Here is a 23,674-nt window from a genome sequence, read left to right on the forward strand (position 1 = left end):
ATCTGCGCGAACCCGCTGTGAGCGTGGGAAATCCCCATCGACGGCCGTGCGCCCCGCCGAGTGAGGGGACCGACGGAGTCGGCGTGTCGGAGGGTCGTGGCATAGTTCGAGCACGATGAAACTCAGCAAAGGCGCCAATGCAGCGGTACCGACATCCCTTCTTGCCGTGGTTGTTTCGTGGCGGTCGGCGCATGCGGTAGATGCGCATGCCCTGCTGCTCGGCCAGGACGGCACGGTGCGCACCGACCGGGATCTGGTGTTCTACAACGCGCCACGCCACGTCTCGCAGGCGGTCACGCTCGATCAGCAGCCCGCACCGCAGACCGCGCGGCTGAGCGTCTCACTGCCCCGCACCGAGGCGGACGTGGCGCGGATCGTGATCAGCGGCTCGGTCGACGAGGCAACGTTCGGCGACATCACCGGGCTCACCCTCACCATCCACGATGCCAACGGCCCGATGGCCGGATTCGACATCGAGAACGCCGACGCGGTCACCGCGCTGATGTTCGGCGAGTTCTACCGCAGGGACGGACAGTGGCGATTCCGCGCCATCGGCCAGGGCTGGGACACCGGATTGACCGGGCTGGTCACCGAATTCGGGGTCAGCGTCGACGATCCGGCCGAGCGGGCGCGGACCGCGCACCCGGCCGACCCGTTCGGTGGTGTTCGTCGGACACCGCAGGCATCGGGGCTCGCACGCGGGCCGGTCCTGGGTGATCCGAGCCGAGAACGCGGCCCGGCGAACATGCCGGACCAGGGTGATCCGAACATGCAAGGCAGCTCGACGGAGGCGCCGAACCTGGGTGATCCGAACCGAGAACGCGACTCAACGGGGGCACTGGACCTGGATGATCTGAACTTGCGCGCCGCCGACCGAGTTTCGGCAGGCTCGCGAACGGACCTGCTCGACGAGCCGCCGGTCCCGGAGGGCCGATGGCACCGGACCGTCGATCTCGCACGACGGCGGGAACCCGCGCCCGCACCCGCACCGCCGCCGAATCCTCAACTCGCCGACTGGCATCTGGACCCGGAAAATCCGGCTCGACTGCGCTGGTGGGATGGCACGGAGTGGACCACCGCCACCCAACAGCACCTGCCGCCGAGCGACCGGCATTGCGCGCGTTGCGGAAACCTGCGCCGCCGCAAACTGTTCGGCGGTCTCGCGCCGTGCCAGTCCTGCGCGGGCGAGATCGAAGAGTTCCTGACGCACTGGCACACTCAGGCGTGGCGCGTCCTCACCACCTATGGACCGCGCGGCCCGGAGTGGGCGGGACTCTGGGCCTCGTTGCGGTATCAGCGGATCGAGGAGTCCGCGGGCCGCGACGCACTGCGCGATGTCGGGCTCAGCTATGCGGAACGGCTGGTCACCTTCACCTTCGCCGACGGCGAGGTCGAGCAGGACGAGCTGGCGGCGTTCGAGCATGCCGTCGCCGAGCTGGCCTTGGCGGGCCCGCTGATCGAGGATCTGCGCAGGCGAATGCATCGCGGCCGCACCCTGTCCCGGCTGCGGGCCGGCGAGCTGCCGGTGATGCGGACGCCGGGCCTGCACCTCGACCCCGAGGAGAAGGTGCACCTCGACCTGCCCGCCGTCCACGTGCGCCAGCTGGCGCGCGGTCCACGGCTGACCGACGGCCGACTCATCGTCAGCAACAAGAAGCTCCGTTTCGTCGGCGACGGCACCGGCACCGAATTGCCGTGGAACCGGGTCGTTTCCGTGCATGCCGAGCAGGATGCCGTGGTGCTGGCCGCGACCTCGGCCCGTGGCGGCGCCACCTTCACCGTCACCGACCCCGACTACGTCGCCGCCGCACTGGAGGGTGCGCTACGGGTCGCCAAACGCCTCATCCTCACCCCTGGCCAGCGGGACACCCGCAGCATCCCGCAGGAGGTGAAAGCCGAAGTGTGGCAACGGGACGGCGGCAAATGCGTCGAATGCGGAGACAGCCACTACCTCGAGTTCGACCACATCATCCCGCTCAGCCGCGGCGGCGCCACCAGCGCGACCAACCTCCAAATCCTCTGCCGCGCCTGCAATCGCGCCAAAGGCGCACGCATCTGAGGTCACGCCGAGGTGCGATCGTGCCCTTCTGAATCCGCACCCTTCTGGGGATCCGCACCGGTTCTGAACGCCCGCAACCGGTGCGGATCCCCAGAAGGAGTACGGATTTCGGCTACTCGCGCTCGTCGAGCAGGCCTATCGTTCGCCCCAGCTCGGCGAGCGTCGCGTCGAACAGGACCTCCGGATTCGACAGCGGGATCGGGTAATTCCCGAAAACCTCCAATGTCACGTGGCCGTAGAGGCGTGCCCACATCTGGATCATCAGATAGGTGACGCCGAGGTCGAGCTTCTCCGCGGGGAACTTCTGCCCGGACTCCGACAGCGAGGCGAGCAGCTCGGTCTGGAAATGCACGAGATCCTCGCGCAACTCCGGCGGAATGACGTCGGTGCGCGGCGTCACGATGTCGTAGTTGGCGAGCAGCCTGCCCGCGGCGGCGAGGAAGATCCGGCCGAACGGCTCGTCGAACCGGCGCAGCGCCCTGGCCTCTCCGCTGCCCGGCGAGGCGAACACCAGGGTGAACTCCCTGGTGTGCGCCAGCGCCCAGCGGCGAAATCCCTGGCAGATGGCGAAGAACTGGACGACGCCGTCGTCCGGCAGCGTCGCGATCTCGGCCGACAGCTCGGCGGCCAGGTCGGCGCAGACGTCGAGGCGCAGTCGTTCGAGCAGGTCGTCCAGTGAGCCGTAGTACCGGTACAGCGCAGGCGCGGTGATGCCGAGCGCGCGGGCGATCGCGCGCAGGCTCACCGCGTCAGGGCCGTGTTCGACCAGCAGCGTCCGGGCCACCCGCCGGATCTCCGCGTCGGTCACGACCGGCGAGCGGCCCCTCGGTTTGGGGTTACTCACACCGCCTCCTTCACGCTTGATCGCTCAAGCGTATTTGACGTCCCATCGTTTGATGCCGTTCAGCCACCCCGAGCGCAGCCGGACCGGATCGGCGACCTGGCTCAGGTTCGGCATCGCGTCGGCGATCGCGTTGAACATCAGATCGATCTGCAGGCGAGCGAGATTGGCGCCGACACAGTAGTGGGTGCCGGTGCCACCGAACCCGACGTGCGGGTTGGGGTTGCGCAGCACATCGAAGGTGAACGGGTCGTTGAACGCCTCCTCGTCGAAATTGGCCGAGCCGTAGAACAATCCGATCCGCTGCCCCTTCTTGATCTGCTGGCCGCCGAGCTCCAGATCCTGGGTCGCGGTGCGCTGGAAGGCATTCACCGGGGTCGCCCAGCGGACGATCTCGTCGGGCGCGGTGCGCGGGCGCTGCTCCTTGTACAGCTCCCATTGCGCCGGGTTGTCCACGAAGGCCTTCATGCCGTGCGTGATCGAGTTGCGGGTGGTCTCGTTGCCTGCCACCGAGAGCAGGATGACGAAGAAGGCGAACTCGTCCGACGCCAGGCCCTCGCCGTCGATATCGGCGTTCACCAGCTGGGTGACGATGTCGTCGGCCGGACACTTGCGGCGTTCCTCGGCCATGTTCCAGGCGTAGCCCATCACCTCGGCGGTGGCGGCCTGGTGATCGCCCTCGAATTCGGGGTCGTCGTAGGAGATCATCTGGTTGGACCAGTCGAAGATCTTCTTGCGGTCGTCCTGCGGGATGCCGATGAGCTCGGCGATCGCCTGCAGCGGCAGTTCGCAGGCGACCTGCTCGACGAAATCGCCGGTGCCGGACTTCTTGGCCTCGTGCACGATTCGCTCGGCGCGCTCGGTGAGCGCGGCGCGCAGGCTCTCGATCGCGCGCGGCGTGAAGCCCTTCGAGATGATCCGGCGGACCTTGGTGTGCTTGGGCGGATCGAGGTTGATCAGCAGCATGTCGCTGAGCATGTCGATCTGCTCGGGGCTGACCTCTTCGTTGAACCGGATGATGGAACCGTTCTCGTGCGACGAGTACAGCTCCGGATGCTTCGAGATCTCTTTGATGTGGTCGAGCTTGGAGACGACCCAGTAGCCACCGTCGTCGAACCCGCTGGACCGGCCGGACTGCGCGCACCACCACACGGGGGCGGTGCGGCGCAGCTCGGCGAACTCCTGAACGGGCAGTCGCTTGGCGAGCATGTCGGGGTCGGTGAAGTCGAATCCTGCGGGGATCGAGGGCGTGGTCACGGTCACGGTTATCTCCTACCGGTCTGGGCTGCAGACCTCACGACATTGTGTGGAACGCGTTCCAATTGAGATGCAACCACAGATCGCGACCTTGTGAACAGTGTTTAGTAAAACCCGTTTACTTGATTCTTCCACTGACTCCACACAGCGCCGATCACCCGCAGAATCGGCACACCCTCCCTGAACACCGCACCCTTTCTGCGGATCCGCACTCACTCTGGACACCCGGAAGAAGTGCGGATCCACGGACGGGGTGTGGATCCTCGGTCACTCGAGCCCGGCGAAGAAGGCGCGGAGGTCTTCGACTACTGCCTTCGGATCTTCCATGGACAGGAAGTGGCCGCCGTGGCCGAGTTCGGTCCAGCGGACGATGTGGTGATCGCGTTCGGCCCAGCGGCGGATGGTGATGTCGTGCGCGGAGACGAGCACGGCAGTCGGCACCGTGCCGCGTGCGGCCGTTGCCCAGTCCGCGGTACCGCCCGATTGTCCGACGCCCCAGTCGGTGCTGTCACTACCGATGGACGCCGCGGTGTCCTGGCTGCCGCCTGCTGCGGCAGCCCATTCGGCGTTGTGGCGCGTTTGCGCGGCACTCGAGTCAGCGCCATCACCTGACGCTGCCGCACCACCGTCCGCACCCGCGCTCGCACCGGATTCCGAAGCGCCCCAACTGTCGTCCGCCGTGTCGGCGGACCAGTCGGCGTTGCTCCAACCGTTCGCGGTGATCTCCTCGTAATAGATCTGCGCTGCCGAGCCCGCGGTGCCGGTCAGCCAATACAGCGAAACGTCGAGGAGCATGCGGTCCCGATCGATGCTGTCCTCCGGCAGCCCGTCCGCGGGCATCGTCAGCTCCTTGAACTTCTCGACGATCCACGCGAGCTGCCCCACCGGAGAATCGTGCAGCCCATAAGTCACCGTCTGCGGACGCTTCGAATTGCATTGCAGATAGCCATCGTTGAAGTTCTGCATGCGCGTCCAGCGCTGCTGCTCGACCTCGGTCAGCCCGTCCATCTCGCCCTCGATACCGATCGGGACGGTGATCATGCCGTTGACATGAACGCCGACAACGCGATCCGGATACTGCTTGCCGAGTTGCGGCGCAACCAACGAACCGGTGTCGTAGCCGTGCACGCCGAACCGGTCGTATCCGAGCCGCGTCATCACCTCCGCGAGCACCGTCGCCATCTTGGCGGCATCCATGCCCGGCCCGGCCAGCGGCGTGGAGAACCCGAACCCGGGCAGCGACGGAATCACCAGATGGAAGGCGTCGGCCGGATCACCGCCGTGCGCACGGGGATCCGACAGCGGACCGATCACATCGAGGAAGTCGGTGACCCCGCCCGGCCAGCCGTGCAGCAACAACAACGGCGTCGCATCCGGTTCGGGCGAGCGGACATGCAGGAAGTGCACGTTCTGCGCATCGACGGTGGTGATGAACTGCGGATGCGCATTGACCAGCGCCTCCTGTGCTCGCCAGTCGAATTCGGTGCGCCAGTAGGTGGCAAGGTCCTTCAGATAGTCGACCGGAACGCCTCGACTCCAGCCGACGCCGGGCACCTCGCCAGGCCAGCGAGTGTTGGCCAGCCGCGCATGCAGGTCGTCGATCTCAGCCTGCGGAATCTCGATACGGAAGGGGCGAATGCTGTCCGGTGTGTTTGTCATGGCCCCCACGGTATGGAGGGCTTAGGACAGGATCATTCCTAAGCAGAAACGGAACCTCCAACACAGCGAAAGCGCTACCCACGCATCACGATCCAGGGCGGCGTTCGATGCGGTGAACGACTCAATAACCACCGAGACGCGGAAAATGACCCTCGAAAGGCGGAAACGGGATCTGCCCGGTGCGACAGACGCGGTCGACACAGTAGATGGTGTTGCGATCGGCCGGAAAAACAGGGTCGTCCACCAAGGCCGTGAAACCGACATACAAAGCGACAAACGCGGCGAGGACAAAGAGCAGCACTCCCATGCCTGCCAGCAGCAGCACCGGCGTGCCCGTCGTTTCGGCCACGCGTCGGGGAGTGCGAGTGGTCGCAGCCCCCTCCTCGCCCTCCGCGTAGTAGACGGTCACGCGGTCGCCCTCGACCCTGGTTGCCGGGCCACCCGTCTCCTCGAACCGAATCACGCGGCCGTCACGGGCGGTGAATTCGTAGACGTGATGCAAGGTCGTGCGCACGCGGAAGTCTCCGCCGCCGCTCGTCGTGGTGAATATCCGCAGGCAACGTCCTTCCGCGGTCACCCCGCTGTCCCATGCGCGCCGGAGCCGGTCCGAGTCCTGGGCCAGCGCCCGGGTTCCCAGGTGCAGGAACATGGCGATGGTCGCAAAGAACCCAGCGATGATCAGCAAGACCCCAGCGATCATCAGACCGATCAGGACGTGGAACGTCTCGTCCATTGCCGCCTCCCCGAGTCAGGACCGCCCGCGATTGCGAACTATTCGGTCTCATCGAGAGTGTGCGCAGGACGTTATGCGCGAAGCATCATTTCCTGATCATCGTGCAGCTCAGGAGCAGGAGGCGCAGCCCAATACGCGGCAAACCGGGGACACCGAAGGATGTGCGGCCTCTAATGAGGGAGATCGATTGCCTCTCCTGTTCGGAGGTCCCCCATGCCCAGTTTGTTCGAACACGTCGGCGGCGAAGAGGTGTTGCACCGCGTCGAATCGGCGTTCTACGACAAGGCACTCGCCGATCCGGTGCTGAAAACCCTGTTCACCGAGCGACTACCGGATCACGTCGACCATCTCACCTGGTTCACCGCCGAATCCTTCGGCGGGCCCGACCGATTCAGCCGCGAACTGGGCTTCGACTATCTCATCGCGGTGCACCGCGGCCTGGCCATCACCGACGCGCAGCGGGAGCGGTTCATCGAGGTGTACATGGAATCCTTCGAGGAGGCAGGACTTTTCGACAACCCCGACTTCCGCCAAGCCGTCTACGAGCACGTCTCGTTCGGATCCCAAGTGGCCCAGCAGAACTCACACGCCAAAACCGACGCGCAACTCCACCCGATCCGCGAAGTACCCCACTGGACGTGGGCGGGCGACTGACCGCCCACCAGCCGTCCCACAAACCCTGTCGACTATTCACAGAGGTTCCCACCTCTGTGAATAGTGCCGAGCCGCTGTGGACGTAACCCACCGCCGAGCTAGCCGACTAGTGCGTTCATGATGGTGCCCGCGCTGGTGGCGACGACGCCGCCGATCATCGCGCCTGCCACCATCTTCGGGGACTGCAATGCGCCGCCCTGCCATTTCTCCCAAGCGAACTTGCCGCCCGCGAAAACGATGGCGAGGACGCCGGACAGGATCGCGAACCAGGTCAGGTACCGAACCATCTGTAACAGCTTGTCCGACAGGGGTGGCGCCTCCGGGGTGGGGTTGCTGATCTGCGCCAGAGTCGTGAAGGTATCTCCGACCGACGCCAGAATGATGCTCACCGTCTACTCCCTACACTCCGCTACAACCATCGAGCTACCACGCGCGAAAGTTGTTAAACCACCGACGAATTCGATCATGGTCGAGGATACGGGTCCGCCGACATGCCATGGGCGCTCTGCGCAGAACAACACAGCACCCGCCGCGATCACCTGCGGAATCAGCCCCCAAGCGGTAGTAGCAACCCGCCGGCGGATCCGGCGGTAGGCGGCGACCCGGGTCTTCGAGCACCCGCCTCTTCCATCATCCCGACCCAGCGCAACCCCGGCAAGGCCCCCACGACACCGAACTTTCCTGTGCCAACCCGCCCCTCGGCGCCGCGGGCAGCGGGCCATGCGCCGACTTCGACCACCTTGCTGTGCAGACGTGACTGCGTAGCAGCGAACAAACCGATACCATCACTGTCAGCGATTATGTCCCGTCCCGAATCCAGAGTGAGCTGACCACGATGATCTTGCTTGCCGTGCACGACACCCTGCTTGCGCAGATCGGAAACCCGCAGCCCGAGGCCCCGCCGGTTTCCGACAAGTTCCTCCAACTGGTCCGGTACTTCACCTGGTTCGTCCTGCTCGCGGGCATCACCGCCATCGTCTACGCAGGCGGCAAGTTCGCCTGGGAGAAATGGACCGGCGGCGGCCTCGACTCCCCGAAGATGGTGGCGGGCGCAATGATCGGTGGCGTCGTCGCCACCAGCGCGGGCACCATCATGAACGCCGTCATCGGCTAGCCGAGCCCCGCACCCCCGCCGCTGAAGCGACGAGGGCTACGAATGCGCTGGTAGCCGGGCGAAAAGTCAGTCGGCGAGCCAGCTTCCGTGGAAGCCGAACGGGACTCGGCGCGGTAGATGGATGGTGGCGACCGGCACTGCGCTCAGGTTGGTGGCGTCCAGGATCACCAGGTCGCTACGGTCGGATTCAGCGTCGTAGACGTAGGTCATCAGGTAGCCGTTGCCGCCGGGGTTCTCGTCCGCCGGGGCGAAGACCGCCTCGCCCGGTGTGCGGCCCGGCCCGAATTCATGGGCAGTACTGCTGCCGGTGTGCAGGTCGTAGCGGAGCAGCGCACCGGAATCTCCGCCGCGCAGCAGTGCACCCGAATCCGGAGCTACCGCGACGTGCCCGAAGCGCGCGTCCAGGCCGATCAGGCGATCGTCCACCCGGGGGAATTCAGCGGCACGATCATCGAGCTGTTCCTCGGCGACGGTGCCCGCGGCGAGATCGATGGTCCAGCGCCAGAGCGTTGCCTTCTCGAAGACATGCGAATCGGTCCGCCACAACTCCGGATAGCGCATCACGAAGAGCACGATCTTCCCCGGCTCGTCGTGCGCGTTGAGCGGATGGAAGACATAGCAGGGGTCGATCGAGAACCAGCGCACCTCGCCGAACGGGTCGTCGCGCCGCAGCACCCCGAGCCTTGCCTGGTAGTCGTCGCTCCAGCGGAACGGCATGCCCGCGCCGGACGCCGCGGTCTCCCTGTCGAAAAGGACTGGCAGATCCATGAATACGACGTGCTCCGCCGTGAGGTTGAAATCGTGGTGCATGGTCGCGGCAGGCACCTCGATGGGGCGGCTGATCAGCAGATTCCCGTCGGCGTCCGCGCGGTGATAGGTCAGGTACGGCTCCCTGACCACCTCGTAGCCGAAGAAGTGCAGTTCGCCGGTGACCGGACAGGTCTTCGGATGCGCGGTCATCGCCGTGCGCAGTTTTCCGTCGAAATCGTAGGAGCCGACGGTGTCCAGCTCACAGGTCAACTCGTACGGATACGACGACTCGACCAACGCGAGCGTGCGTCCGGCATGCCGGACGACGTGGGTGTTGGCCACCCCGGCCGAAAAATCCCGGTTGCCCTCCTCGTCGTAGCCGCGGGCACCGTCGGTGAAGGTGGTCGTGCGTACCCAACGGTTGCGGTACGAGACCGCCCGACCGTTCTCGATCCGCACGCCGTGCACCATGCCGTCGCCGGCGAACCAGTGGCGCGAGGCCGCGGCGTGCGGATTCGGGCCGTTGCGTAGGTACCAGCCGGTGAGCTCGGGCGGAATCTGCCCGGTGACCGGGAGGTCGATGACAGTCAGCTCGTCGGTGACGGGAGCGTAGTTGCCGGTGAGATGGGGAAGCGCAGTAGTCATGGGAGACAACCGATCTGATCGAACGCCTGCAAGCAGCTCGATCCGAAGGTGAGCGACGCGTCGGTTCGCGACGGTCGGTCGCTTATTCCTATTCTGACATGTCAAAAGTAGAATCAGATGATTCGACCTGTCAAGACTGGAATGTAGGGTGACCCGCATGAGTCTCCGGTATGCACTCCTCGGCATGCTGGCCGAGTGCCCGGCCAGCGGCTACGACCTGATCCGGCAGTTCAAGTCCTCGCTGGCCTACGCATGGTCGGGAACGCAGAGCCAGATCTATACCGAACTCAGCGCGCTGGCGGAGGTCGGCTTGATTGCCGTGTCGGACGCGGGCCCGCGCGGCCGCAAGGAATACACGATCTCCGACACCGGCCTGACCGAGCTACGCCGCTGGCTCACCGAAACCAAGCCGAAACCGCTGGCGCGCAACGAGAAGCTACTCCGCGTCTTCTTCCTCGGTGTGCTGTCCAAAAAGCAGGCCGAGTCCTATCTCAACGAACTGGCGATGATCGCCGCCGCCCAGGCGGCCGAACTCAGCGAACTGCGCGAATCCATCGACTGGCCGGACGACGAGTACTCCCGATACGGCCGGATCGCGCTCGAATGGGGCGAGCGGTACAACGCGATGAACGAGGAGTGGGCACGCTGGGCGATAGAGCAGATGCCAAGGCACTGAACATATTTCACAGCACCACTCGGAGGGGTCAGCGCAACACGCCCGCCGCCGTGGCAGCCTTGATCCAATCAGGAAACTCGCTGAGCAGGCGTGCATACAGCTCGGCGTCATCCACCCGATCGATGTCGTCGAGTGCGAAAAAGCCTGCGTTGTCGACGATTCGGTCCGTCATCTCGTCGAGTGACCGCAGGACGCCGTAGTTGGCCTTGCCGAGACCGATGAACTGCCAGAAGGCCGGTAGGTGTGAGGCCTCGCGCATGAGCGCGGCAATCTCCCGCTTCTTCGCGAAGCCGCCGTCGGTGAAGAAGAGGATCAAGGTCGGCCCGGCACCAGGGCGTAACGAGTCCATGATGTCGCGCATGATCGGCAATTCGTCGTTGCGGCCGCCGATCCGGTCATAGTCGATGCCGCCGTGGGTGCCGCCGAGATGCAGGAAGGTCTGCGCCCATGCGTCGCTGTGCTCGACGGTGATGTCGGGCAGCTTGGCGAACGACAGCGCGTAGAGATACGCCTCCAATGCGCCGTTGTCGTCGAGTTGGATCGCCACCGGGACCATCCGCTGCACCACGCGATGCACCACCTTGGTGCGGTACTGCTTGAGCATGCTGCCGGTCTTGTCGATCACCAGCACCACCCGCGCTCGGACTCCGAGGGCATTCTTGTCCAGCAGCACCTTGGCGACGGCACGCTTGCGCAGGTCGAGTTTTTCGCGCTTCTCGAAGGAGAGCGCGGCTTCGCCTGGGACGGTACGGATCTGAGGTTCGGTCGGCGCAGGCTGAGGTTGCGTTTGCGCGGACTCGTCCGCATCGTCCACCCGCACACCGTGATCGGTGACGAGTGCCGCGAAGCCGCCCGCATACCCCTGCCCTACCGCCCGGACCTTCCACTCCGCCCCGCGGCGATAGAGCTCCAACGCGATGACCACAGACTCGCTATCGAGGCCGTCGATCCGGTACTCGTACAACACATTTCCGCTCGCGTCGGCCACGGTCGCCACTGGCGCGCCGTACCGCACGAAGGACTCTGTCGGATCTCCCAAGGTGATGACCGCGCGCAACTGTGCGATCTCGGCAGGCACCTCGTCGAACGAAACCGCCAATGCCCCAGGCGCGCCCGCCTGCAACATGACCCCGGGCGCGCTGGGTTGATTGAAGAACACGAAATCCTGGTCCGAGCGCACTACGCCCGCCTCGGTCACCAACAGCGCCGACACATCGACGGCCGCCTCGGTCCGCACCGACACCACGACCCGCGCCGCGGCAAGCGCCCCGTTCTGCCCCTTGACCAGCGCACCCACCGAGACTCCCTAGAACGGACCAACGAACCGTAGTCAGGGTAGGCCAGTAACCCTCCCACCGAGGAAGAGTCCGCCTTTGAGCTGCGAAGTGGATCACAGCCCTTGCGTCAGGAAAGGTTGTAAGTCCACAATAGTTGTGTGGTTACAACTGTTGACGGGCTGTCGGCGCGGCGAAAGACGCTCGTGCTCGCTACCTGCTGCCTGAGTCTGTTGATCGTGTCGATGGACGCGACCATCGTGAATGTCGCGATACCGACCATTCAGGTCGATCTGCACGCCCCGCTGTCCCGATTGCAGTGGATCGTCGACGTCTACACGCTGACATTGGCCAGCCTGCTGATGCTGGCCGGCGCGGCGGCGGATCGGTTCGGGCGCAAGCGGGTGTTCCGAATCGGACTGACTACCTTTGCGATCGGGTCGCTGCTATGCAGCTTGGCGCCGACGATCGAGGTCCTGATCGGCGCGCGGTTCCTGCAGGCGATCGGCGGGTCGATGCTCAACCCGGTGGCGATGTCGATCATCACCACCGTCTTCACCGGACGGGTGGAACGTGCTCGCGCGATCGGGGTTTGGGGCGCGGTGGTCGGCATCTCGATGGCGCTCGGGCCGACCGTGGGCGGTGTGCTGATCGATACGCTCGGCTGGCAGGCTGTGTTCTGGATCAACCTGCCGATCTGTGCCGTCGCGCTGATTCTGACGACTGTCTTTGTGCCGGAATCGAAGTCCGCGACGGTGCGCGGCATCGACCCGATCGGGCAGGTGCTCGCGGTGGTGTTCCTGTTCTCGACGGTCTTCGGGCTGATCGAACGGCAACCGGTGATCTTCGTGGTCTCGGCGCTCGCGTTGGCGGCATTCGTGTATTACGAGGCACGCAAGCAGGATCCGTTCATCGATCTGCGCTTCTTCCGCAGCGTGCCGTTCAGCTCGGCGACGGTGATCGCCATCTTCTCCTTCGCCACGCTCGGCGCGTTCCTGTTCACCTGCTCGCTGTATCTGCAAACGGTCCGGCACTATTCGGCCGTGCACACCGGCCTGCTGTACCTGGCGATGGCCGTCGCGATGGTGATCTTCTCGCCGCTGTCCGGGCGCCTGGTCGGCAAGTACGGCACCCGGCCGTCGCTGATCGCCGCCGGTGTGATGATGACCGTCGCCGCCGTCCTGCTCAGCACGCTGAACCCGGCCACGCCGGTATGGGCGCTGGTGATCATGTTCGCGATCTTCGGCGTCGGCTTCGGCATGGTGAACGCGCCGATCACCACCACCGCCGTCAGCGGGATGCCACTGGATCGGGCAGGTGCCGCGGCCTCGGTCGCCTCGACCAGCCGTCAGGTGGGCGTGAGCATCGGCGTTGCCCTGTGCGGCGCGTTGACCGGTGCCGGGCTGTGGTGGGTGATCGCGGTGCTCACCGCGGGTGTCGCCATACTTGGCATTGCCGCGAACACCCCGTGGGCCGAACGCTCCAGCGATCGCGTCGCCCCGTTACTCGAACAGAAAGTGCCCGTTCATGCCTGAAGACACCCGTGCCGCCGACGAGGTGTGGGCGCTGCTCACCCGGCTCGTTACGGACAGCCTCGCCCCGTGGCGGCGCGCGGTGAGCGAGCGAACAGGGTTGCCGTTCAGCCGGATTCGAGTACTCAAGCGCCTGCGGCCCGGACCGATGACCGTGAAGGAATTGGCGCACGCCGCCGGGATCGACGCGCCGGCGGCCACCGTCGCGGTCAACGATCTGGAGGAGCGCGGTCTGGTTGTCCGAGAGATCGATCCGACCAACCGACGCCGCAAGCAGGTCTCCATCACCCTGCCGGGCCGGGCCGTGCTCGCCCAGGCATTGGCGACGCCCGACCCCGCGCCCGCGGAAGTCATCGCATTGCCCGACGAGGACCTGCGGACGTTGCGCGACATCCTGCGCAAGATCGAGACGTAACCGAAAGCCCGTCAGGCGCTGACGAACTCGCGATCGCCGTACAGGATGCTCGCCGCGTCCCATGCGCCGCCGAGGCCAGCGACGAACTGCTTGGCCAGCGCCATATCCGCGATCTCGGCCACGAGGATCAACGTGTTCGCCTCCGTGACCGAGCCGCCGACCAGGTGCTCGCGCGCCACCGGATCGGCGACCAGACCGTCATGGAACCGCTGCACGTCAACCCCGGCGACACTCACCGTGAACGCGTCCACCCCAGGCGAATTCGGCGCAAGCCGCTGGAAGGTCAGCACCGATTCCTGCTGGAACCGAACACGCACCTGATCGGCGATCTGCCGCAACTCGGCCTCGTCCACACAGGCCAGATGGAACTCGCGGGAGCGCTCGTAGGTCGCCTGCTGCCGTTCATCCGACCAGAAGACGCCGCTGACCAGAGTCGACCCGACCGGTAATCCGATGTGCTGCACCGCGATACCGTCGACGGCCAGCTCGAATCCGTCGAGCCGATTGCGCAGCCGCTGATCCGCCGGATCGGTGATCGTCGCCGTGTTGTCCGTGGCGAACAGTTCCGCGGTGGGCTGCAACGGATTTCCCGCCGCACACGACGCGGGCCCCGCCGCCGCCGGTCCTACTCCGCCGACCAATCCGGCCCCGACGACTACCGTCGCAACAACAGCCAGCATCCGTGCCGCGATCATCTGTGTTCCTCCCGAGCGTGATCCCGCGATGGACCATTGCACCCTATCCCCGGCACACTCGCGATCGAACGGTTCACTCAACGAACCGGCACGGCCGAGCGGGCGGCGCCCGGTGGGGCGCACGCCCGCTCGGCGGCACAAGCCGGACTTCGATCAGTTACGGAAAGCGTCCTTGACCTTCTCGCCGGCGTCCTTGAGGTTGGACTTGACCTGATCGGCCTTGCCCTCGTTCTTCAGGTCCTGGTCGTCGGTCGCCTTACCGAACTTCTCCTTCGCCTGACCGGCAAGTTCCTCGGCCTTGTTCTTGGCCTTGTCCGCTGTACTCATTGTCTAACCCCTTCCGTTGGGTTCGACCGACCTGCCTTCTTCGGGCCAGTCGGGTGCCGGATAGCCTGCCTGGGCCGAGGCAAACACGCGCGGCTGGTCGCCGGTACCGCCAATAGCCTGCGGTCACGCCCCCTAGCTGCGGCTTCAGGCGTAGAGTTCGAGTTGAAATCCCCCGAGTCCCGAAGCGTGGCTCTCCGTGCCCGCGACCGAACCGGAGGAATCATGACCCTCGTATCGCAGGACGAGACCGTCCACGATCAGCCCCCGCGCCCGCCATCCGCGCAGGCCACGCCGAAGCTCTACGGCGCCGCCGAGTTCACCGAATTGGGCGACCGATTGGTCAGGAACCTGTTCGATGCCGGCCTGCGGCTGGACAGCGTCCGCATGGCGTTCGATCGAGAGACGTTGACCACCGCGGAGATCGACGAACACCGCGTCGCGATTGTCGACATCCTCGCCACTCTCGATTCGATGATCCGCACGACCGGTCTGGCGATGATCGCCATGACCGCCACCGCGCCGATGGGCGGGCCACGAAGCAGACGGCGGCGATGAGTCCCTGGACGTACCGCGCCGCGCCGCGGCCTTCGCCGGGCGGGCATCTGTCGACGCGCTACCCTGAGCACGTGCACCTCACGGCTGGTCGGCCCGACCATGACCAGTACGCCGTCGTTGCCATAGCCTCGTCGGCGGGCGGTATCGCCGCGCTGTTCACGGTTCTCGGCGCTCTGCCTGCCACGTTGCCGGTACCCTTGCTCGTCGTGCAGCACCTCGACCCACGACACAAAACGGTGCTGGCCGAATTGCTCTCACGCCGAACAGAATTGCGGGTGAAGCTGGCGCAGACGGGGGAAACCATCGAGGCTGGAACGGTATACATCGCGCCGCCGAACCACCACCTACTGGTGGAGCCGACCGGGGTCCTCGCGCTGTCGGGTAGCGAGCTCGTCCACTTCGTCCGGCCTTCGGCGGATCTGCTCTTCGAGTCGGTGGCAGGCGCATACGGCACGCGCGCGATCGCCTGTGTGCTGACCGGCTCCGGCAGCGACGGCGCAACGGGGGTGAGCGCGGTCAAGTCCCGTGGCGGCACGGTGGTCGTGCAGGACCCGGCGGAAGCGGAATTCAAGGGCATGCCGGGCGCCGCCGTGGCAACTGGCGACGTGGATCTCGTTGTGCCACTGGACGAGATCGCCGAGGTGATCCGCGGTCTCGTGGTGCAGGGCGCAGCGTGACCGAATCGAGCGAGGAGATCATGACGGAACCGGGTGAAGCCTTCGACACCGTCGACCGCGACGTGGTGCCCGACCCGGCGCTCGAGGATCTGCTGTTGTTCATTCGCGATTCGCGCGGATTCGATTTCACCGGCTACAAGCGCTCGTCGCTGACCAGACGTATCCGCAAGCGCATGCAGGAGGCTCGGGTCGCCGACTACCTCGACTACCGTGATCTGCTGGAAAGCAATGCCGAAGAATTCCGCCACCTGTTCAACACCATCCTGATCAACGTCACCAGCTTCTTCCGCGATCCGGATGCCTGGCAGTACCTGCAACGGGAGGTCTTGCCGGAGCTGATCGCGAATACCGCACCGGACAGCGATATCCGGGTCTGGAGTGCGGGCTGCTCCAGCGGCGAGGAAACCTATTCGCTGGCAATAGCATTCGCTGAGGTGCTCGGCATCGACGAGTGCGTGCGCCGGGTCAAGCTCTATGGCACCGACCTCGACGAAGAGGCACTGCGCGAGGCGCGGTCCGGCGTTTACCCGGCGAAGGCGCTCGATCAGCTGTCCGTCGAACTCCGTGATCGGTATTTCGAGCCCGCGGGCGACAAGTTCGTCTTCCGATCGGACCTGCGCCGCCGGGTGATCTTCGGCCGCCACGACATCACCAGGGACGCGCCCATCTCGCGCCTCGATCTGCTCGTGTGCCGAAACACGTTGATGTACTTCAACGCCGAGGCCCAATCACACATCCTCGACCGGTACCGCTTCGCACTCCGCGACGGCGGATTCCTGTTCCTCGGCAAGGCCGAACTACTGCTCTCCGATGGCGATCGGTTCAGTGTGGCGAGCATGCGGCAGCGGGTGTTCCGGCGCAAGGCCGGTGCGGGCAAGCCGCTACGCCAGCCCCACCTGCCGCGGCTCGATATCGAGATCCAGGGTTTGGCCGTGAAGCGCCAACTCGGCGAACTCGCCATGGAGACAGCACCGTTCGGCATGGTCGGGATCGACACCGAGGGCAAGGTCGCCATCCTCAACAACCAGGTGCGTAGCCAATTCGGCCTGGCCCAACACGATGTCGGCCGGGCGCTGAGCGAATTGGAGATCTCTTACCGACCGGTCGAATTGCGCTCGTTGATCGAGCAGGCCGTCGCCGAACACCGCACCATCCGTCTCAGCGCGGTCGAACGCAAACTGAGCCATGACGAGGTCCAGTATTTCGAGGTGCTCATCCAACCGCTCAGGGCCAGTGATGGTTCGGACGTCGGTGTCGCTATTCATTTCATCGACACCACCGTGCCGACGCGACTCGCCATGGAAGTCAAGGTGAAAGGCGAGGAACTCGAAACGGCGTACGAGGAACTCCAATCCACCAACGAGGAACTCGAGACCACCAACGAGGAACTCCAGTCCAGCATCGAGGAATTGGAGACCACGAACGAAGAGCTCCAATCGACCAACGAGGAGCTCGAGACCACCAACGAGGAACTCCAGTCGGGCAACGAAGAACTCGAAACCATGAACGAGGAGATGCGCATCCGCACCGACGAATTGGATGAGACCCGAACGTTTCTCGAAGGTGTGCTCTCCAGTGTCGCGGCGGGTGTTGTGGTGCTCGACGATCAGCTGCGGGTCCGTAGCTGGAACCGCGGCGCGGAGGAACTCTGGGGGCTGCGCGCCCAGGAGGTGCACCAACACGTCTTCTTCACGTTGGACTTCGGGCTACCGACCCAGCGACTGCACGAAAGCATCCAGCGGTGTCTCGAGACAGGCATGCGGTACGGCCCGGTGGAGATACCGGCGATCAATCGCATTGGGCGCTCGATCATCTGCGCGGTGACCTGCTCGCCGTTGGACGGCAGCCGCGACGGCGTGGTCCTGCTCATGGAGGAGCTCGCCCCGAACATCGTTGCCATCGAGGGCGATTAACGCTCCTGCCAGCACGGAGAGGTAGGCTGAAGCGGTGCGGTCGTATCCGGACGCTCACCGGGAAATGGCTCGAGAGTGGCAGGAATTCGGTGCCGAGCGGGAGCGAGCAGCCCGCGCGGCGGCTGTTGCCGCGAAATACGAGGAGCTCGCCGCTCAGCCACCGCAATCCATGCGCCAGATACGACAGCGGATGGCGGAACTGCATCGGCGGATCGAGGCGCGCCACCGCGCTTGTGCACGCCTGCACCGCTCACATGCGCTTCGTCTGCAGCGGTGGGCCCTCGGCGATCGAGCCACGCTCCGACCGGTTTTCATGGCCGCGGTCGCCGAACAGCTCGGTGCGGACAGCGCCGCGGTCACCCTGTTCGGCCCTGCTGGTGAGGAGCTGCTGATCGCCGCCTCGGATGGCACGGCACGGGCGGCACACGACCTCGAACTGCTCGTCGGCGAGGGTCCGGCCCACGACGCGCTGGTCAGCCGGGAATGTGTCATCGCGGGCAGCACGGAACTGGCCACTCGCTGGCCGGAGTACGGACCGGCGGTTGCCGAGCTCGGCGTGCGGTACGTAGCGGCGGCCCCGCTGCGCTCGTCGGACCTGCTCGGCGTGTTGTGCGCGTTCACCAGCCGCACGGAACTGCGCGACGAGGTCACCATGGCGGCCGCGAGAATGGCTGACGCCCTTGCTCATACGGTGTTGCTTGGTGCGTCGGGGATCGCTCCCGACGGCACCATGCATGGCAGCCTGTTCAACGACGCCGACTACCTGACCACCGTGCATCAGGCCGTGGGGATGGTCGCCGTGCAGTGCACCTGTGATACCCGCGCGGCGTTAGCGCTGCTGCGCGCCAGGGCCTTCGCCGACGGTGTCACCGTCACGGAGGTCGCCCGCCGAGTGCTTGAGGATGGGTACCAATTATGTTGATCGTCAAGGTGTTCCATGACTGACGAGCTCGCACTCGGTATGTCGGAGCTTGCCGCGCTGTTGCTGAATGGCGATGACGTGGCCGACTCACTCGGTGCTGCCGCGGATATCGTCGCGCGCATGCTGCCGGACCAGCCGGAGGTGGGAATCACGCTGACCCGCGAATCCGGAACCGTCCACGGCGCTTCGAGCAGCGCACGCGCGATGCTCGTCGAGGAATCGCGACGCGACACGGCAGAGGATCCGTCCCAGCAGGCAATCAGTACCGCACAACAGGTTTCGGTCCCGGACATGGCCAACGAGCACCGCTGGGGTGGCTATGCCACCCGCATGCTCGCGTGCGGAATCCGATCCCTGCATGCTCAACCGCTGACCGTGTCCGGCGAAACCGTCGGCGCGCTGTCCCTGTATTCTCCCCGCCCGCGCGGCTTCACCGAGCGAGCCAGGCTTGCCGTCACCATGACCGCCGAGCACATCGGTGTGCTGCTCGCTGTCGCGATCGACACCGCCCAGCAGGCCGCGGTCACCGACCAGCTGCGCGCGACACTGGCCTCCCGATCCACCATCGACCAAGCACTCGGCATCCTCATGGCCGAGCACCGATGTTCGCGCGAGGCAGCGTTCCGAATCCTGCGGGAGAAGTCCCAGCGGCACAACACTCGCGTCGCAACCCTGGCCGCAGAGATCATCCAGGCCGTGAGCGGGGGCAAACCGACCCCGCTGCGATTCATCGAACCGGCCAAGCGATCGCCCCGCGGCTGGCTGTGATCTGTCTACTCGCCCAAGGCATTTCGCACGTCCTTCGGATCGCTGATCGGCAATCCGGCGGCACAGCCCTTACCAGCGAGTAGAATTGGTGCCGTTCACCCCGGGTCCCGTAGCGCGGCTTGCGGATCATGCATCTCGATGCCGAGGCACCAGCATGGACGATAGCGCGTTACCCAGCGGCGGCGCCGGTCGCCAGACCCACCCCCGTTCGCCTTTCCTCGATCGCCGTGAGGCCGGCCGTCGACTGGCCGACCGATTGCAGTTCTACCGCGGCCCCGACGTCGTCGTCCTCGGCGTACCACGCGGCGGCGTACCGGTGGCGCACGAGGTCGCCGCCCGCCTGTGCTTGCCCCTCGACGCCATCATCGTCAACAAGCTCCGCGTCCCCTACCAACCGGAGCGCGCGTACGGGGCCATCAGCGAGGACGATACCCGCATCATCGACGATGTCGTCGTGCACAGCACCTTCCTGACCCGCACGGAGCTTGCCGACACCGAACGCAACGAGCACGACCGATTACGCCGCAGGGCCGAACAATTCCGCAGATCCCGGCCGCGGGCGACACTGCGCGGACGTACCGCGTTGATCGTCGACGACACCGTCGAGACCGGCATCACGGCACGCACCGCCTGCCGCGCCGCGTATCGGCACGGCGCGATCCGGGTCGTCCTGGCCGTTCCGATCGCACCGCACCGCATCGTTCGAGCGTTGTCCTACGACGCGGACAAGGTCGTCTGCTTGGCGACGCTGGCCCATGCTCTCCCCCTCGACGACTCCTACCTGCACTGCGAACCGGTCACCGACACCGACGTCACGAACCTGCTCGGTTCGCCCATGCCGATCGCGAGCAGGCATCGGCCGGGGCACCACCATTCGCCTCGCCCAGAAACCGCCATATAGCCGCCGTGCAATGGATCGGCGGCCGGGAATAGGTATACGATTCGGCAGGCGGTGGATGGTCCAAGAAGGCGGCTGGCCACTGGGTTTTCGAGCACGCGAGCCTGCTGCGTTGGATGGACCGGAGGCGACATTGTCCGAAATGTCGATTACTGCGCTTACCGTGGCGGACAACAACTCCACCGGCGCCAGCGAAGGTCTGCTCTCGGAACTGGTGGAGCATCTGCGGCAGAATCGCACCGTCCTACGGGAGGAGTGGGCGCGCCGGATCACCGAGGCGCAGTTGCTCACCGCGATGACGCCCGACGAGATGTTCTCCGAAGTCACCTCGGTGTACGACAACTACATCGAAGTGCTCGAGACCGGTTCGGTCGAAGCGCTGCAGGCCTACGCGCGCGATCTGTCCGAGCGCATCATCCCGAGAGGCGTCGAGACCGACGAGGTGCTCGGCATCGTGCTGCTGCTGCGTGACGTGCTGGCCCGCTCGCTGTTCAAGAAGTATCAATCCGACTTCCAGCTGCTCAACGCGGTGCTCGACGCCTACGAACCCGCCGCGAACCGCATCGCCAACACCGTGGGCGTCTCCTTCGTCGAGGAACGCGAACGCATCATTCGCCAACAGCAAGAAGCGATTCGCGAACTGTCCACGCCGGTGCTTCAGGTGCGTGAACAGTTGCTGATTCTGCCTATCATCGGTGTGCTCGACGGCCAGCGTGCCCGTCAGCTCACCGAGCAACTGCTGCGGGCGATTCGGGCAAACCGCGCCAAGGTGGTCGTCATCGACATCACCGGTGTGCCGCAGATCGACTCGACGGTGGCCAACCACCTGGTGCAGACCGTCGACGCCTCCGGCCTGATGGGCGCGAGCGTGATCATCACCGGTCTCTCCTCGGAGATCGCGCTCACCCTGGTGACCATCGGCCTCGACCTGTCGAAGATGAACGCCGTCGGTGACCTGCAAGGCGGCATCGAAGAGGCGGAACGGCTGCTCGGCTACGAGGTGAGCAGGACCAGCGACAACTCACGGCGACCGGACGCCTGAAGGCCGCGCTCGCGTCGGTGATCTCGGCCACCCTGTGCTGATCGTGGTTAGGCCGCGGTGGCGCGGGTATGGCCACAGTGAATCGATGGGAGGCGGTGCACATGATCAAGGCGATTTCCGAGTCTTCACCGCCACAACCAACAGCCGTGATCACCGAGCGAGTAGCTGTCGATCTGGGCGCTGAGCTGCGCGAACTGGGGATGTTGCGTGCTATCACCGACACGGTATGCATGATGGCCGATGTCACACTCGACGCGATTCCCGATATCCGGCTCGTCCTCAGCGAAGCCGCGACCGCGCTGATCCTCGACGCGGTACCCGGCTCGCGGCTCGGATGTGAATTCAATTACAGCAGACGACGAATGAGCGTGCGGCTCACCGTCACCGCGGCACGGCACGGTGAGCTCAGCCGGGATCCCTTGAGCTGGCGGCTGGTTGAGGTGCTCACCGACTCGGCGGAATTGGTCAGCAGCCCGTTCGATCCCGATACCGGCGGGTACCGGACCACCCTCGAATTCGGTTGGGCGCGTGCGACATCCGGGCAGAGGTGAGCGCTCAGGCCATGTGGCCCGGTTTCAGGTCGGCGACTGCCCGATAGCTCAGCGCGTCGGTGCGTGGCGGCGGTGCGCAGGCGGCGACCGGTTCGATGAGCAGGCCGACATGATCGCCGAGGTCGTAGCGGTCGAGAATGCGGCCGGTGAACCAGCCTGCGGCGGCGTCGAGGATCGGTAGCTCGTCCGGGCCATGATGCCAGGTGCAGTGCGCGAACTTGTTGATGTCATCGCCGGTTTCGGCGCCGAACAGTGCGGCGAGCGAGGACTGGGTCTGGCTCAGCAGGTGCACCGCGAGGTGTTCGGCGCCCGAGGCGACGCCGAAGGTGTAGTTACTCTTGGAGATTCCGACCAGGAACCGCGGCGGTTCGATGCTGACCTGCGAGGTGAAGCCGACCAGGCAACCAGCCTGCTGTCCGCCCGATCGGGTGGTCACGATGAACACCGGGTAGTCGGCGGCGGCGATCACCGCGTCGAAACCGGAACGGTCTGCTGTGGCGTTGTCCGACATGGTCCTCGCGCTCGGCTCGGCCGCACCCCTTCGCGCGCCCGGATTCGGCGCGGTCGAGGTCACGGCAGGTGGACAGTCCCAGACCAGACTACGAGACAACCGGGGTAGTCAGGTCAGTGGAATTTCAGCCACCGGCCGCCACGTCGGCGCGCAGCTTGAGCAGGTTCGCCTTTTCGAAGAGCAGACGCTCGATGCCCGCGTCCAATTGGCGGGTGCGCTCGTCGAGCTGGGACAACACGTCCGCGCGGTCGTCGTCGGTGGCGCTTTGCGGGGCCGTGCAGGCGATGTGGATCAGGACCGCGGCCTCGGAAAGGGACAGCCCCGAGGCGAGTAGGCAGCGAATGTCCGACACCGTCTTGACGTCTTCTTCGCGGTAGTGCCGGTAGCCGTTGGGATCACGATGCGGGGTCAGCACGCCCGCGTTCTCGTAGTGGCGCAGCATCCTCGGGCTCGCGCCGGTGAGTTTGCTCAGGTCACTGATGCGCACCGGACCTTCTCCTTGACATTGACGTTAGTGTCACACTTTAGCGTGGCGATATGACGAACGAACGGAATCGGCCGAACGTCCTGCTTGTGGTCTCGCACCCGGAGCACGACTCGGCCACTTGGGCCATCGCCAGGGCGGTCGAGCAGGGCATCCAAGCGGACGGCAGCACGAAAGCAACCGTCCACGACCTGACCGCATCGGGTTTCGATCCCGTGTGGAACGCGGCCGATCTCGCCGTGCACCGCCATCTCAGCCCGGTGCCCGATGACGTCAAGCGCGAGCAGGAACTGCTCGAGACAGCGGACGTGATCGTGCTGCTGTTCCCGGTCTATTGGTGGTCGCTGCCTGCCCTTGCGAAAGGGTGGATCGACCGGGTGTTCAGCCGAGGTTGGGCGTACGAGAACGGCGCGAACCGGGATCAGAGTGCGCTCACCGAGCTCCATTTCGTCGCGCTGGCCGGCGTCAACCAATCCAGCTACGAACGCCGTGGGTACAAGGACTCGCTGACAACCCAACTGCTGCAAGGCATCTCCGAGTACTCCAACATCGCGGAGTCCTCACTGCAGCTTCTCTACGGCACCGAGACGAGCGACCCGCAGGCACATGTGGAATTGGCGGCGCAGGGTTACAAAGTCGGCGCTGACCTGGCCCAGCGGGCCCAGGCGGCGTTCGACAAGCGGGTGTCGGCCTGACTGTCGATCATCGAACGCAGTGACCCG

General features: G+C 65.5%; 26 protein-coding genes. 15 read left to right on the plus strand and 11 right to left on the minus strand.

What is annotated here, in order from left to right:
- Positions 1–115 precede the first annotated feature (115 nt).
- Positions 116–2,059: a TerD family protein gene (locus tag ACGFNJ_RS11500; protein ID WP_393446166.1), complete on the plus strand. Its 1,944-nt coding sequence runs from the start codon at positions 116–118 to the stop codon at positions 2,057–2,059.
- Positions 2,060–2,171: 112 nt separating this feature from the next.
- On the opposite strand, the gene ACGFNJ_RS11505 is transcribed toward ACGFNJ_RS11500, so the two are convergent.
- From ACGFNJ_RS11505 to ACGFNJ_RS11520, 4 genes are all read right to left on the minus strand, one after another.
- On the minus strand, positions 2,172–2,903 hold the full coding sequence (locus ACGFNJ_RS11505; RefSeq protein WP_393446168.1) for a TetR/AcrR family transcriptional regulator: 732 nt from the start codon (positions 2,901–2,903) through the stop codon (positions 2,172–2,174).
- A 24-nt stretch (positions 2,904–2,927) separates the two neighbouring features.
- On the minus strand, positions 2,928–4,157 hold the full coding sequence (locus ACGFNJ_RS11510) for a cytochrome P450 (RefSeq protein WP_393447800.1): 1,230 nt from the start codon (positions 4,155–4,157) through the stop codon (positions 2,928–2,930).
- A 267-nt stretch (positions 4,158–4,424) separates the two neighbouring features.
- The gene (locus tag ACGFNJ_RS11515; RefSeq protein ID WP_393446170.1) at positions 4,425–5,816 is read right to left on the minus strand and encodes an epoxide hydrolase family protein; all 1,392 of its coding nucleotides are present in this window, start codon (positions 5,814–5,816) and stop codon (positions 4,425–4,427) included.
- A 121-nt stretch (positions 5,817–5,937) separates the two neighbouring features.
- A complete protein-coding gene (locus ACGFNJ_RS11520; protein ID WP_393446172.1) occupies positions 5,938–6,549 on the minus strand; it encodes a DUF3592 domain-containing protein in 612 nt (203 codons plus the stop codon).
- 213 nt (positions 6,550–6,762) lie between these two features.
- Here ACGFNJ_RS11520 and ACGFNJ_RS11525 point away from each other — a divergent pair, with 213 nt between their 5' ends.
- On the plus strand, positions 6,763–7,203 hold the full coding sequence (locus ACGFNJ_RS11525) for a hypothetical protein (protein WP_393446174.1): 441 nt from the start codon (positions 6,763–6,765) through the stop codon (positions 7,201–7,203).
- Between the two features lie 98 nt (positions 7,204–7,301).
- On the opposite strand, the gene ACGFNJ_RS11530 is transcribed toward ACGFNJ_RS11525, so the two are convergent.
- Complete coding sequence (locus ACGFNJ_RS11530; protein ID WP_393446176.1) at positions 7,302–7,592, minus strand: hypothetical protein; 291 nt, start codon at positions 7,590–7,592, stop codon at positions 7,302–7,304.
- 446 nt (positions 7,593–8,038) lie between these two features.
- On the opposite strand from ACGFNJ_RS11530, the gene ACGFNJ_RS11535 reads away from it, so the two are divergent.
- The gene (locus tag ACGFNJ_RS11535) at positions 8,039–8,317 is read left to right on the plus strand and encodes a hypothetical protein (protein WP_069165236.1); all 279 of its coding nucleotides are present in this window, start codon (positions 8,039–8,041) and stop codon (positions 8,315–8,317) included.
- A gap of 66 nt (positions 8,318–8,383) precedes the next feature.
- Here the strand turns inward: ACGFNJ_RS11535 and ACGFNJ_RS11540 are convergent, their stop codons facing one another.
- Positions 8,384–9,712 carry a carotenoid oxygenase family protein gene (locus ACGFNJ_RS11540; RefSeq protein ID WP_393446178.1) on the minus strand — a complete coding sequence of 443 codons (1,329 nt, stop codon included), beginning with the start codon at positions 9,710–9,712 and terminating at the stop codon, positions 8,384–8,386.
- A 157-nt stretch (positions 9,713–9,869) separates the two neighbouring features.
- Here ACGFNJ_RS11540 and ACGFNJ_RS11545 point away from each other — a divergent pair, with 157 nt between their 5' ends.
- Positions 9,870–10,388 (plus strand): PadR family transcriptional regulator, encoded by a 519-nt coding sequence (locus ACGFNJ_RS11545; RefSeq protein WP_393446180.1) that lies wholly within the window; start codon positions 9,870–9,872, stop codon positions 10,386–10,388.
- 28 nt (positions 10,389–10,416) lie between these two features.
- On the opposite strand, the gene ACGFNJ_RS11550 is transcribed toward ACGFNJ_RS11545, so the two are convergent.
- Entirely contained in the window at positions 10,417–11,685 is a 1,269-nt protein-coding gene (locus tag ACGFNJ_RS11550; RefSeq protein WP_393446182.1) for a VWA domain-containing protein, read from the minus strand.
- A 138-nt stretch (positions 11,686–11,823) separates the two neighbouring features.
- Between ACGFNJ_RS11550 and ACGFNJ_RS11555 the strand changes: the two genes are divergently transcribed.
- Together ACGFNJ_RS11555 and ACGFNJ_RS11560 are read left to right on the plus strand one after the other, a co-directional pair.
- Positions 11,824–13,197, plus strand: a complete 1,374-nt coding sequence (locus tag ACGFNJ_RS11555) for an MFS transporter (protein ID WP_393446184.1) — start codon at positions 11,824–11,826, stop codon at positions 13,195–13,197.
- Positions 13,190–13,609, plus strand: coding sequence for a MarR family winged helix-turn-helix transcriptional regulator (locus tag ACGFNJ_RS11560; RefSeq protein ID WP_393446186.1), 420 nt, complete (start codon positions 13,190–13,192; stop codon positions 13,607–13,609). The genes ACGFNJ_RS11555 and ACGFNJ_RS11560 overlap by 8 nt, the downstream gene beginning before the upstream one ends.
- 11 nt (positions 13,610–13,620) lie before the next feature.
- Here the strand turns inward: ACGFNJ_RS11560 and ACGFNJ_RS11565 are convergent, their stop codons facing one another.
- Both ACGFNJ_RS11565 and ACGFNJ_RS11570 read right to left on the minus strand, forming a co-directional pair.
- Complete coding sequence (locus tag ACGFNJ_RS11565) at positions 13,621–14,304, minus strand: hypothetical protein (protein WP_393446188.1); 684 nt, start codon at positions 14,302–14,304, stop codon at positions 13,621–13,623.
- A 153-nt stretch (positions 14,305–14,457) separates the two neighbouring features.
- Positions 14,458–14,631, minus strand: a complete 174-nt coding sequence (locus ACGFNJ_RS11570; RefSeq protein ID WP_393446190.1) for a CsbD family protein — start codon at positions 14,629–14,631, stop codon at positions 14,458–14,460.
- Between the two features lie 222 nt (positions 14,632–14,853).
- Between ACGFNJ_RS11570 and ACGFNJ_RS11575 the strand changes: the two genes are divergently transcribed.
- The 8 genes from ACGFNJ_RS11575 (at position 14,854) to ACGFNJ_RS11610 (ending at position 21,957) form a co-directional block, all read left to right on the plus strand.
- A complete protein-coding gene (locus tag ACGFNJ_RS11575) occupies positions 14,854–15,186 on the plus strand; it encodes a hypothetical protein (protein ID WP_393446192.1) in 333 nt (110 codons plus the stop codon).
- A complete protein-coding gene (locus ACGFNJ_RS11580) occupies positions 15,183–15,863 on the plus strand; it encodes a chemotaxis protein CheB (protein ID WP_393446194.1) in 681 nt (226 codons plus the stop codon). Before ACGFNJ_RS11575 ends, ACGFNJ_RS11580 begins: the two co-directional genes overlap by 4 nt.
- 20 nt (positions 15,864–15,883) lie before the next feature.
- Positions 15,884–17,776 carry a CheR family methyltransferase gene (locus ACGFNJ_RS11585; protein WP_393446196.1) on the plus strand — a complete coding sequence of 631 codons (1,893 nt, stop codon included), beginning with the start codon at positions 15,884–15,886 and terminating at the stop codon, positions 17,774–17,776.
- 64 nt (positions 17,777–17,840) lie between these two features.
- Complete coding sequence (locus ACGFNJ_RS11590; RefSeq protein WP_393446198.1) at positions 17,841–18,698, plus strand: GAF domain-containing protein; 858 nt, start codon at positions 17,841–17,843, stop codon at positions 18,696–18,698.
- A 15-nt stretch (positions 18,699–18,713) separates the two neighbouring features.
- Positions 18,714–19,466 carry a GAF and ANTAR domain-containing protein gene (locus tag ACGFNJ_RS11595; RefSeq protein ID WP_393446200.1) on the plus strand — a complete coding sequence of 251 codons (753 nt, stop codon included), beginning with the start codon at positions 18,714–18,716 and terminating at the stop codon, positions 19,464–19,466.
- Positions 19,467–19,620: 154 nt separating this feature from the next.
- Entirely contained in the window at positions 19,621–20,367 is a 747-nt protein-coding gene (locus ACGFNJ_RS11600; RefSeq protein ID WP_393446202.1) for a phosphoribosyltransferase, read from the plus strand.
- Positions 20,368–20,506: 139 nt separating this feature from the next.
- Positions 20,507–21,406: an STAS domain-containing protein gene (locus tag ACGFNJ_RS11605; protein WP_393446204.1), complete on the plus strand. Its 900-nt coding sequence runs from the start codon at positions 20,507–20,509 to the stop codon at positions 21,404–21,406.
- A 68-nt stretch (positions 21,407–21,474) separates the two neighbouring features.
- Positions 21,475–21,957, plus strand: a complete 483-nt coding sequence (locus tag ACGFNJ_RS11610) for an anti-sigma factor (RefSeq protein WP_393446206.1) — start codon at positions 21,475–21,477, stop codon at positions 21,955–21,957.
- 4 nt (positions 21,958–21,961) lie between these two features.
- Here ACGFNJ_RS11610 and ACGFNJ_RS11615 read toward each other — a convergent pair whose 3' ends face one another.
- Both ACGFNJ_RS11615 and ACGFNJ_RS11620 read right to left on the minus strand, forming a co-directional pair.
- Positions 21,962–22,468 (minus strand): flavin reductase family protein, encoded by a 507-nt coding sequence (locus ACGFNJ_RS11615; RefSeq protein ID WP_393446208.1) that lies wholly within the window; start codon positions 22,466–22,468, stop codon positions 21,962–21,964.
- 124 nt (positions 22,469–22,592) lie between these two features.
- Entirely contained in the window at positions 22,593–22,955 is a 363-nt protein-coding gene (locus ACGFNJ_RS11620; protein WP_393446210.1) for a MerR family transcriptional regulator, read from the minus strand.
- Positions 22,956–23,005: 50 nt separating this feature from the next.
- Between ACGFNJ_RS11620 and ACGFNJ_RS11625 the strand changes: the two genes are divergently transcribed.
- Positions 23,006–23,647, plus strand: coding sequence for an NAD(P)H-dependent oxidoreductase (locus tag ACGFNJ_RS11625; protein WP_393446212.1), 642 nt, complete (start codon positions 23,006–23,008; stop codon positions 23,645–23,647).
- Positions 23,648–23,674: the final 27 nt, after the last annotated feature.

Origin of the sequence: Nocardia sp. NPDC049149, assembly GCF_043197455.1 — a bacterium.
Taxonomy (GTDB): Bacteria; Actinomycetota; Actinomycetes; order Mycobacteriales; family Mycobacteriaceae; genus Nocardia.

Excerpts from the sequence above, each read along its gene's own strand:
- ACGFNJ_RS11500 (WP_393446166.1), top strand. The coding sequence starts at position 116 with ATGAAACTCAGCAAAGGCGCCAATGCAGCGGTACCGACATCCCTTCTT.
- ACGFNJ_RS11515 (WP_393446170.1), bottom strand. The coding sequence starts at position 5,816 with ATGACAAACACACCGGACAGCATTCGCCCCTTCCGTATCGAGATTCCG.
- ACGFNJ_RS11520 (WP_393446172.1), bottom strand. The coding sequence starts at position 6,549 with ATGGACGAGACGTTCCACGTCCTGATCGGTCTGATGATCGCTGGGGTC.
- ACGFNJ_RS11525 (WP_393446174.1), top strand. The coding sequence starts at position 6,763 with ATGCCCAGTTTGTTCGAACACGTCGGCGGCGAAGAGGTGTTGCACCGC.
- ACGFNJ_RS11535 (WP_069165236.1), top strand. The coding sequence starts at position 8,039 with ATGATCTTGCTTGCCGTGCACGACACCCTGCTTGCGCAGATCGGAAAC.
- ACGFNJ_RS11540 (WP_393446178.1), bottom strand. The coding sequence starts at position 9,712 with ATGACTACTGCGCTTCCCCATCTCACCGGCAACTACGCTCCCGTCACC.
- ACGFNJ_RS11545 (WP_393446180.1), top strand. The coding sequence starts at position 9,870 with ATGAGTCTCCGGTATGCACTCCTCGGCATGCTGGCCGAGTGCCCGGCC.
- ACGFNJ_RS11560 (WP_393446186.1), top strand. The coding sequence starts at position 13,190 with ATGCCTGAAGACACCCGTGCCGCCGACGAGGTGTGGGCGCTGCTCACC.
- ACGFNJ_RS11565 (WP_393446188.1), bottom strand. The coding sequence starts at position 14,304 with ATGATCGCGGCACGGATGCTGGCTGTTGTTGCGACGGTAGTCGTCGGG.
- ACGFNJ_RS11570 (WP_393446190.1), bottom strand. The coding sequence starts at position 14,631 with ATGAGTACAGCGGACAAGGCCAAGAACAAGGCCGAGGAACTTGCCGGT.
- ACGFNJ_RS11575 (WP_393446192.1), top strand. The coding sequence starts at position 14,854 with ATGACCCTCGTATCGCAGGACGAGACCGTCCACGATCAGCCCCCGCGC.
- ACGFNJ_RS11580 (WP_393446194.1), top strand. The coding sequence starts at position 15,183 with ATGAGTCCCTGGACGTACCGCGCCGCGCCGCGGCCTTCGCCGGGCGGG.
- ACGFNJ_RS11585 (WP_393446196.1), top strand. The coding sequence starts at position 15,884 with ATGACGGAACCGGGTGAAGCCTTCGACACCGTCGACCGCGACGTGGTG.
- ACGFNJ_RS11590 (WP_393446198.1), top strand. The coding sequence starts at position 17,841 with ATGGCTCGAGAGTGGCAGGAATTCGGTGCCGAGCGGGAGCGAGCAGCC.
- ACGFNJ_RS11595 (WP_393446200.1), top strand. The coding sequence starts at position 18,714 with ATGACTGACGAGCTCGCACTCGGTATGTCGGAGCTTGCCGCGCTGTTG.
- ACGFNJ_RS11600 (WP_393446202.1), top strand. The coding sequence starts at position 19,621 with ATGGACGATAGCGCGTTACCCAGCGGCGGCGCCGGTCGCCAGACCCAC.
- ACGFNJ_RS11605 (WP_393446204.1), top strand. The coding sequence starts at position 20,507 with ATGTCGATTACTGCGCTTACCGTGGCGGACAACAACTCCACCGGCGCC.
- ACGFNJ_RS11610 (WP_393446206.1), top strand. The coding sequence starts at position 21,475 with ATGGCCACAGTGAATCGATGGGAGGCGGTGCACATGATCAAGGCGATT.
- ACGFNJ_RS11615 (WP_393446208.1), bottom strand. The coding sequence starts at position 22,468 with ATGTCGGACAACGCCACAGCAGACCGTTCCGGTTTCGACGCGGTGATC.
- ACGFNJ_RS11625 (WP_393446212.1), top strand. The coding sequence starts at position 23,006 with ATGACGAACGAACGGAATCGGCCGAACGTCCTGCTTGTGGTCTCGCAC.